Genomic DNA, 8,219 nt, shown 5'->3' on the forward strand with positions numbered 1-8,219 from the left:
AACTGCCGGAGAAATTTCTGGTTTCCCTGCTGGACGGTCAGTGCAGTATCGCGGCTTGTCATGCACATAACCGGAACTGAAAGTGCTGGACTCAGCAAGAAAGGGCTCCCTGTCGGAATCGTGAGCGCGAGATCGATCCGAAGGCTGGTGAGCGGCCGTCAAGACCGTCAGCAGGGGCGTCATCGGCCCTAGACCAGCAGTGTCTCCAGACGCCAGAACATCGTGCGTCACTGCCCTTGCGGGGTCCTGGTCGAGTCGCTGGCGGCCCCTTGCCGTCGCCCGCCGGTGTTTCACGGCCCCTCGCCGATAACCTTGCCCGACACCTGCCGTCTGCCTGCCAATCGAGGGATCACCTGCTTGAGAGGCACTTTCCCCGTGGCCCGATCGGTAGGGGACGGCGTGCGGCCGATCGGCCGGAAACCGTCCGCCGGTTTTCGCCTTGCCCGAAAGGACGTGCCTCCGGCTCCTCGACCGAAGAGTCCCCGACGTCCCGCCGCGATATCGGCTGATTAGCGCCCATACATGCGTAACGACCACCTGTTACGAACGGTGGGAACACCATTACGTTGCAATCATGATCAGTTCCATGCCGCACCCGCTCTTACGCAACGTAGTCGGACCTCCTCTCCCCTCCCGAGACACACCGCAACAGCCACCCGAGGGCCTTGGCAGTCCGGCACGAACGGCGGTCCCTGCCGAAAAGGACCTGGGGGCGAAGTGCACTGGAGGGCCCGCCCCTCTTCGACCGGGCAACTGGACGTCCTTCCGCGTGAATCGATGGTAAGACCATCGACCGGGACCGAATGGACAGCCGTCACCCGTGACAGGAGCTTCCATGCCGGATCAACCCGCGATACAGCCTGACGAAGAAGCACCTCACCGCTCTCGACCGCTGGCTACAGCTCCGACCAAAGCTGATCACCGCCCGGCAGCGCTCGCCCCCTCCCAGCGGCAGAGCTGGGCCCACCTGAAAGGACCGATGGGAACCGTCATGTCCGTACCCCCGACCACGAACGGGTCACCCACAACCACTGGCCAGGCCGGGCTCTTCCTGAGCGTTCTGGGGCCCATGTCGGCGCAACTCAACGGGCACGACCTCCCGCTCGGCCCACCGCGCCGACGGACGCTGCTCGCCCTGCTGCTCATCCGTCTCGGCCGCGTGGTGCCCACCGAACTGCTCGTCGAGGAAATGTGGGGTGACGAAGCACCCCGCCACGCCGTCGCCACCCTTCAGAGCCATGTCTCCCATCTGCGCCGGGCCCTGCACACGGCGGCGGCAACGGGCCACCTCTCGGTGCTGCGTCACAGGACACCCGGTTACGTCCTCGATCTCGATCCCGAGCACGTCGACGCCTGCCGCTTCGAGCGTCTGGTCACCGACGGACGGCGGCTGCTGGAGCAGAGCGATCCGCGTACCGCGCAGGCCCGGCTCACCGAGGCCCTCAGACTGTGGCGCGGCTCTCCGTACGCGGAGTTTGACAGCCATTCGCCGCTCAGCGACGAGTGCGCCCGACTCGAACAGATCCGGCTCACCGCCGTGGAGTCCTGCGCGGGGGCGCGGCTGGCTCTCGGCGCGGCCGAGGAGGTCGCCGCCGATCTGGATGGGGAAGCACGCCGTCATCCCACACGAGAGCGAATGGTCGGCCACCTCATGACAGCACTGTCCCGACTCGGCCGACAGGCCGAGGCACTGGAGGTGTACGAGCGGACGCGCAGCCATCTGGTCGAGGAGTTCGGTGTGGACACCGCGGCCGAACTGCGCCAGGTCAGAGACATGATCCTGCGCCAGGAGCCGGGAGCGGGCACCCTTTCCGAGAACCTGTCTCCCATACCACTTGCGTCCATCAGCACATCACCTGTGTCGCCCGTGATCAACGAGACCGCTGACGGCACGCCATCGGACTCCGCAGGCTCGGACGGCTCGGACGGATCCAGGGACGGCGGAACGGTCGATACGGCTCGCGGACACGGCACGGCGTCGACAACCGACGGCGCCCACGCAACAGCCGACTCGGTCGCGACCGTCGGCCGCGACGGAATCACGGGGAACGGCGCGCGTCCGAAGACGCGAGCCGATGTGCCGCCGGAGGCGCGGGCGGACGCCTTCGGCGCGCAAGACGGGACAGCCCGGTGGCGGGCATTACCCCGGCCGGCGCACGAGCCGGCAACCGCTCCAAGAGCCGACAGGTCCCCGGAGGCCGAGCCGGGCTGGACGACCACCCCTTCGCCGTTCACCGGCCGCAGCCGGGAACTTGACCGTCTGACGGCCGTCGCCGCGGGCGCGGCCGTGGGACACAGCCATGTGGCCGGCGTTCTCGGCCCCTCAGGAATCGGAAAGACTCGCCTGCTGCTCGAACTCGCCGCACGTCTGGAGAGCATGGCGGCGCAGGAGAAGGACGCCGGGCCGGAGGTCGTCTGGAGCCACTGCTTCCCCGGTGAGGGCGTCCCCGCCTACTGGCTGTGGACCCAGGTCCTGCGGCGACTGTCCACCACCCGGCCGGAGGCCTTCCGCGAGGCGACGCAGCCATACGACGCCCTGCTCGCCCCGTTCATGCCCGAACGGTCGGCGACCCGGACCGGTGGCCCGGGCTTGTCCTCCCACGGGCCCCAGGCCCGCTTCCTCGCCCAGGACGCAGTCTGTGAGGTGCTGCTCGACCTCGCCGGGCGGCAGCCGCTCGTGCTGCTTCTCGAAGACCTGCAATGGGCGGACACCGCCTCCCTCGACCTGCTCAGGCTGTTGCGCACCCAGTGCCAGGACCATCCGCTCGGAATCGTGTTCACGGCCCGGGAGTTTGAGGCCGAGTCGGACGCGACGCTGCGCCGCATGGTCTCCGACGTGTTACGCGGCCCCAGGACCGAGACGCTGCGGCTGTCCGGGCTCCCCCTGGACGCCGTCGCCGCTCTTGTCGAGGCACATGCGGGGCCTGGTGTGGACCCGAAGGTCGTCGAGGTGCTGGACCGGCGCAGCGCGGGCAACCCGTACTTCGTGATGCAGTTGCTCTCCCTCGTGGGCGATGCGCGCAGACTCCGCCGCTCGGACGCGGCCGACGCGCTCCTGGCGCACATCCCCACCGGCATACGCGAGGCGCTGCACCAGCGGCTCACCGCGCTGCCCGAACCGGTGCTGCGGTTGCTCCGGCTGTGCGCCATCATCGGCGCCGAGGTGGACACCGACCTGCTGCACCGGACCGCCACGCCCGACGAACCGGTCGTCTCCGGTCTCGAATCGGCCCTCGGCGCCGGTCTGCTCGAGGAGGACCCGCATGACCCGGGGCGGCTGCACTTCGCTCACGCCCTGGTCCGGGAGACGCTCGTCGACGAACTGCCCCGTGCGGACCGCCACCGCCTGCACGCCAGGATCGCCGACGCGCTGCGCGCACGCCGGCCCGGACAGACGGGCGACGAGGAGATCGAGCGGGTGGCGCATCACAGCTGGAACGCCAAGAGCGCGCTGCCCGCCGCCCAGGTGTTGTCCCGGCTGCTGCTCGCTGCGGAACACGCCGATCAGTCCATGGCGTACGAGCAGGTGGAGATGTGGCTGCGCCGTGCGCAGCACCTGATCAACGTCCTGCCACCGGACGATCCCGCCACGGTGCGGCTGGAGCAGAAGCTGCACATCCAGCTCGGCCAGGTACTCGCCATCACGCGCGGCTACGGCCACCGCGAGGCCGAGACGGCCCTGGCACGCGGTCGCGCCCTGCGCACGGCCGCTCAGGCCCCCGAGGACCCGTCGGTGCTCTGGGCGCTGTGCGCGGCGCACCTGGTCACCGGCCGCTACGACGCCTCCCGACAGTTGTCCGGCCTGCTACGGGACATCTCGCGCCGGACCCGGCAGCCCGTGGCGTCGCTCGGTGCGGCGTACGGCGAAGGCATCGTGCTGCATGTGCGCGGAATGCTGCCGCAGGCACTCGCTGAGCTGGAGCGCGGCGTCGGTATGGCGGACCGCCTGGCCGACGAGGGGCATGCGCTGGCGCGTACCTTCCAGCACGACCCGCGCGTCTCCTGCCGTTCCTACGACACCTTCACCCACTGGCTCCTCGGAAACCGACAGGCCGCCAGTGCACGCCGACGTGAGCTCCTGAGCATCACCGAGTACGAGAGCAGGCCGTCCGACCGCTCCTTCGCACTGTACGTGGACGGGGTCGTGGCGACTTGGGAGGGTGACACCCGCACCGCGCTCGCCTCGAGCGACAAGGGTGTCCGCGTCGCGGGCGAACACGGACTGCTCTACTGGAAGGCGATGCTGGGCGTCGTCAAGGGGTGGAGCCTGGCGCACACGGGAGACCACGACGACGGCCTCGCCCTCATGCACGCCTCGCTGGCCGAACTGGGCCGGTCCGGGACATACCTGCGTCACCCTCTCCACCTGGGTCTGCTGGGCCAGGCGCAGCTGCACAGCGGGCGGACCGAGGAGGCGAGGAGCACCTTCCGGACGATGCTGGCCGCTGTCGGACAACGCCGTGAGCGTGTTTACCTCCATCCGGCGCTGCCCGCGACCCCGCTACTCCACGAACTGCTGGGCCAGGGTGCCGACGGCTGGCTCGGCCCGACTGGTTCCCCATCCTCGTGGGACACCCCTGATCGGCCTTGCTGGGCACCTCGTCCGTGAAGCGGCTCGGGCGGGAAGCTCCGTTGGTGCAGGGTCCCGTACGAAGGTGCCGCGGCTTTCGTGGGGTGCCGCGGCACTGTACCGCCCTCGGATCAGCCGGCGTTGGTGAAGGTCAGCTCAGCGTTGCTTAAAGAGCGTTTTGTCCTGGCGAGGTTGTTTTGGAGGTGCTTTGGGTGGTCGGCGGGGCTGAGGCTGCTGAGGTGATCGTGCTCCATGGGAGCTCTGTGGCTGAAGAGACGGAGCCTCGGCCCGTTTCGCAGCATCCGCTCCTGTCTGATCCCAAAGCGCCCCCGGTTGCCGCCGTTTACGCCCTGGGGCGGTACCGCTCCTGACGGTACTACCGAAACATGACGCGACACCGCCCGTATCCCAGCGACCTGTCCGATGCGCGCTGGGAGTTGATCGGACCCACGCTCACCGCCTGGCGGGCCGAACGCAGGGGTAGGGGTCTCGACATCGGCCGCCCGCCCGAGCACGACCTGCGCCGCATCATGGACGCCATCCTCCACGTCGACCGCACCGGCATTCCCTGGCGGTACCCGCCGCACGATTTCGCTCCCTGGGAAACCGTCTACGGATACTTCGCCGCATGGCAGAAGGAAGGCGTCTTCGACCGGCTCAACGGCCTGGTGCGCGAGGCCGAGGGCCGGGACGCCGAGCCGACCGCCTGCGTACTGGACGCGCAGAGCATCAAGACCTCGGCCAACGTCCCCGCGGCCGGCCAGGGGATCGACGCGGGCAAGAAGATCGCAGGCCGCAAGCGCCACCTTGGTGTCGACGCCCTCGGGTTGCTGCTGGCCGTCTGGGTGACCGCGGCCAGCGTCTCCGACAACGCCGGCGGCATCCACCTGCTCTCCCAGATCGCCGCCACAAGCCCTCACGTGACCAAGGCATGGGCCGACACCGGCTATCGCACCAAAGCCATCGACCACGGCGCCCGTCTCGGCATCGACGTCGAAGTCGTCCAACGCGAGCCCGGAGTCAGAGGATTCAAGGTGATTCCCCGGCGCTGGATGGTCGAGCGGACCTTCGGCTGGCTCATGCACCACCGCCGCCTCGCCCGCGACTACGAAACCCACCCACACCGCTCCGAAGCCATAATCCACGTCGCGATGATCGACCTCATAAGCCGACGCCTCACCCGCGAGAGCACCCCGAACTGGCGCGACACCTGAACCCCGAACCAAACAACCTCACAGGGACAAAACGCTCTTTTAGTTGGATTGTGGCGCCCCTTCTCCACTGCTTCCAAGAACGTCCCTACCGCCGTGATGCGCGGCGCTGTGTAGGCAGCGTGCAGGGAGATCCGGGTGGTCTCCTCGGTGGACTTGATCGCGGTACGGCTGGTGATCACGGCGGCGCCAATCGCACCCATGGCAGTCAGCGCGTAGCTTTGTCCACGAGAACGGGTTCTGGCTCAACTTGTGTGGTGTGGACGAGGATCGCTTGCTCCAGAAACCTGCTCCACCTGTCTGACCTGCGAGGCGCCGGGCAGGACATCGTCCTGGACCCGGCGTGACCGCTGACGTCACAGAAGTTGAGCCAGAGCCCGCTCTCGGGTACAGAGCCACCGCATCCACGCCTTACGCGCTGCCACTCGAGGACACGAGCTCGCCGCGTTCCTGCGCGAGGTTCCCGTCCTCGCGGCCGCCATGACCGACCTGCTCCAGCACAGCCCCACCGCACCCGTCTGGCACCCCATCCCCGACACCGACCATGGTCAGCGGGTCGACTGGATGCACACCCAGAACTCCTAGCCGCCATGGTCAGGGCTACGGTCAGGCATTGCGCAGCCCCCGACCACGACCACCAGGACCCGACCCTGAGGCCTACCACAGCAGGTCAACGCCGTGCGCAGACCATTGCGCGGCCGAACGCGCAGCACCTGCGCGTTCACACACCACAGCGATCAGGCTCAAGCGCCGGCCCTGCCGCGCCCGGTGCAGCCGCCTGCTCGCAGTGCGCGTCCATCGACTGCGCACGCCCTTGTCAGGAGAGTGGCGCAGGGCCGAGCGGTTCTGCTCGGCGGTCAGGCGGGAACGCCGGCCCGGTTCAGGACGGCAGCCATCTCGTTCTTGGGGAGCGCAGGGTTGGCACCCGCGCTGGAGGCCAGTTCAGGGATATGAAGTGTCTCGCGGAGCCGGTGGAGCGGGAGGCGCGGGTCACCGGCCGCCGCCTGGCGCGTCCGGACTGCGGGGTCGTGGCTGAGTCGTTCGATCAGTGTGGGTGTGGCGGCCGGGTCCCGGACGGCCAGCCGTCGGTAGTTCCCGTCCGGGTGGTCCGCGTAGCGGGCGGCAAGGCCCTGGCGGGGGAAGCGGGGGTGCGTCTCCGCCATCCAGGCGGAGAACGTCCCGCCGAGCCTCGCGTACACACGCATCAGGACCTCCTCCGGGGTGTCGGGATGGTGCACACTCAAGAGGTCCTCCACCAGGGGGTCCTCGGTGTGCGCGAGCAGGCGCAGGAGGTCGGGTGGCAGGTGAGGGCTCTGGGCGGCGGCGCGCCGGAGCAGCAGGTGGGCGGAGGTCGCGGCCCGCCGCAGTACCTCGGGGTCGGCGAGCCCGTCCCGTACCCACTCCACGTCCCTCCTGTCGAAGGCCCCCACCGTGAAGTTGATCGTCATGCGCCGCGTCTCGCCGAGTTCGGGCCTGAGGGAGATGGCGAGCCGTACGGCCTCGTCGGGGTCGACGGCGAGCTGCTCCACGAGGTCGGTGGGCAGCGACGGGTTCTCGGCGAGGGCGGCCAGGTGCGTCCGCTCGGCGACGCATCGTTCGGCGTCGGCGCGGTGCAGGAGGCCGCGGCGCAGCGCCTCGGCGGCGGACTTCGGATCGCGGAGGAGTTCGGCGGTGACACGGGCGTCTTGTCGGCACTCCCACAGTGCGGCGGCCCGCCGCACTGTGGGGTCGGGGTCGGCAAGCAGTGCTGACCGCTTGTCCGGCGGCAGCTTCTCCCATGCGCGCGTCGCGCTTCGGCGCGCTGCCGGATCGCGGTGCGTGGCCAAAGAGGTCACGAACGACGGCGCGAGGTGGGGTGAGTCCAGCAGGGCCGTCCGTACGGAAGGGTCGGGGTCGTCGAGCAGGCGGGCGCACACGTCGTCCGGCAGCGGCGCGACCGTCGTACGCGGGTCGCGCCACTCGGGTCCGTACGCGAGAGCGGCCCGCACCTTGGGGGAAGGGTCGTCAACGAGTCGGGCCCGCTGTGCGGGCTCGGCCCTGGTGCTCATCGCGAAGTCGATCCGAGCGCCCGGGCTCGGGTGAGCCAGGATCATCGCGACGGCTGGCTCGGGGAGACCGGCTCGCTGGAGGGCGTGACGGGGCGGGCCGTCACCGCTGCCGTCGAAGGCCAGCAAGCGCAGCAGCAACGGTGTCGGCAGCGCCGGGTTGCGGGCGACTCCCTCCAGCGCGGAGACGTGGAACGCGACCATGATTTCTCTACCCCTGTGTCTCCGTCGGTTGGTCCACGACCATGGTCCCCCGCCCGCCAGGCCGCCATGATCGGACCGGACAGCACCCAGCAATCCAGCCGGGGAGACAGCCAACGTGCCGGTGGGAACCACTGCAGAGGCCCAGCAGCAGGGCCCAGCTGTTCCCCCGCCCCGCCGCCACCGGAGTTC

General features: G+C 69.4%; 3 protein-coding genes. 2 read left to right on the forward strand and 1 reads right to left on the reverse strand.

The genetic code is table 11. From position 1 onward, the window contains the following. Positions 1–1,069: 1,069 nt before the first annotated feature. Positions 1,070–4,609: a BTAD domain-containing putative transcriptional regulator gene (locus B7L92_RS16125; RefSeq protein ID WP_255310988.1), complete on the forward strand. Its 3,540-nt coding sequence runs from the start codon at positions 1,070–1,072 to the stop codon at positions 4,607–4,609. A 347-nt stretch (positions 4,610–4,956) separates the two neighbouring features. Further along, a complete protein-coding gene (locus B7L92_RS16130; RefSeq protein WP_081238297.1) occupies positions 4,957–5,784 on the forward strand; it encodes an IS5 family transposase in 828 nt (275 codons plus the stop codon). 854 nt (positions 5,785–6,638) lie between these two features. Here the strand turns inward: B7L92_RS16130 and B7L92_RS16140 are convergent. Continuing rightward, complete coding sequence (locus tag B7L92_RS16140) at positions 6,639–8,030, reverse strand: Mucin-2 (protein ID WP_081238298.1); 1,392 nt, start codon at positions 8,028–8,030, stop codon at positions 6,639–6,641. Between the last annotated feature and the right edge of the window lie 189 nt (positions 8,031–8,219).

The organism is Streptomyces viridosporus, from assembly GCF_002078235.1.
Taxonomy (GTDB): Bacteria; Actinomycetota; Actinomycetes; order Streptomycetales; family Streptomycetaceae; genus Streptomyces; species Streptomyces viridosporus.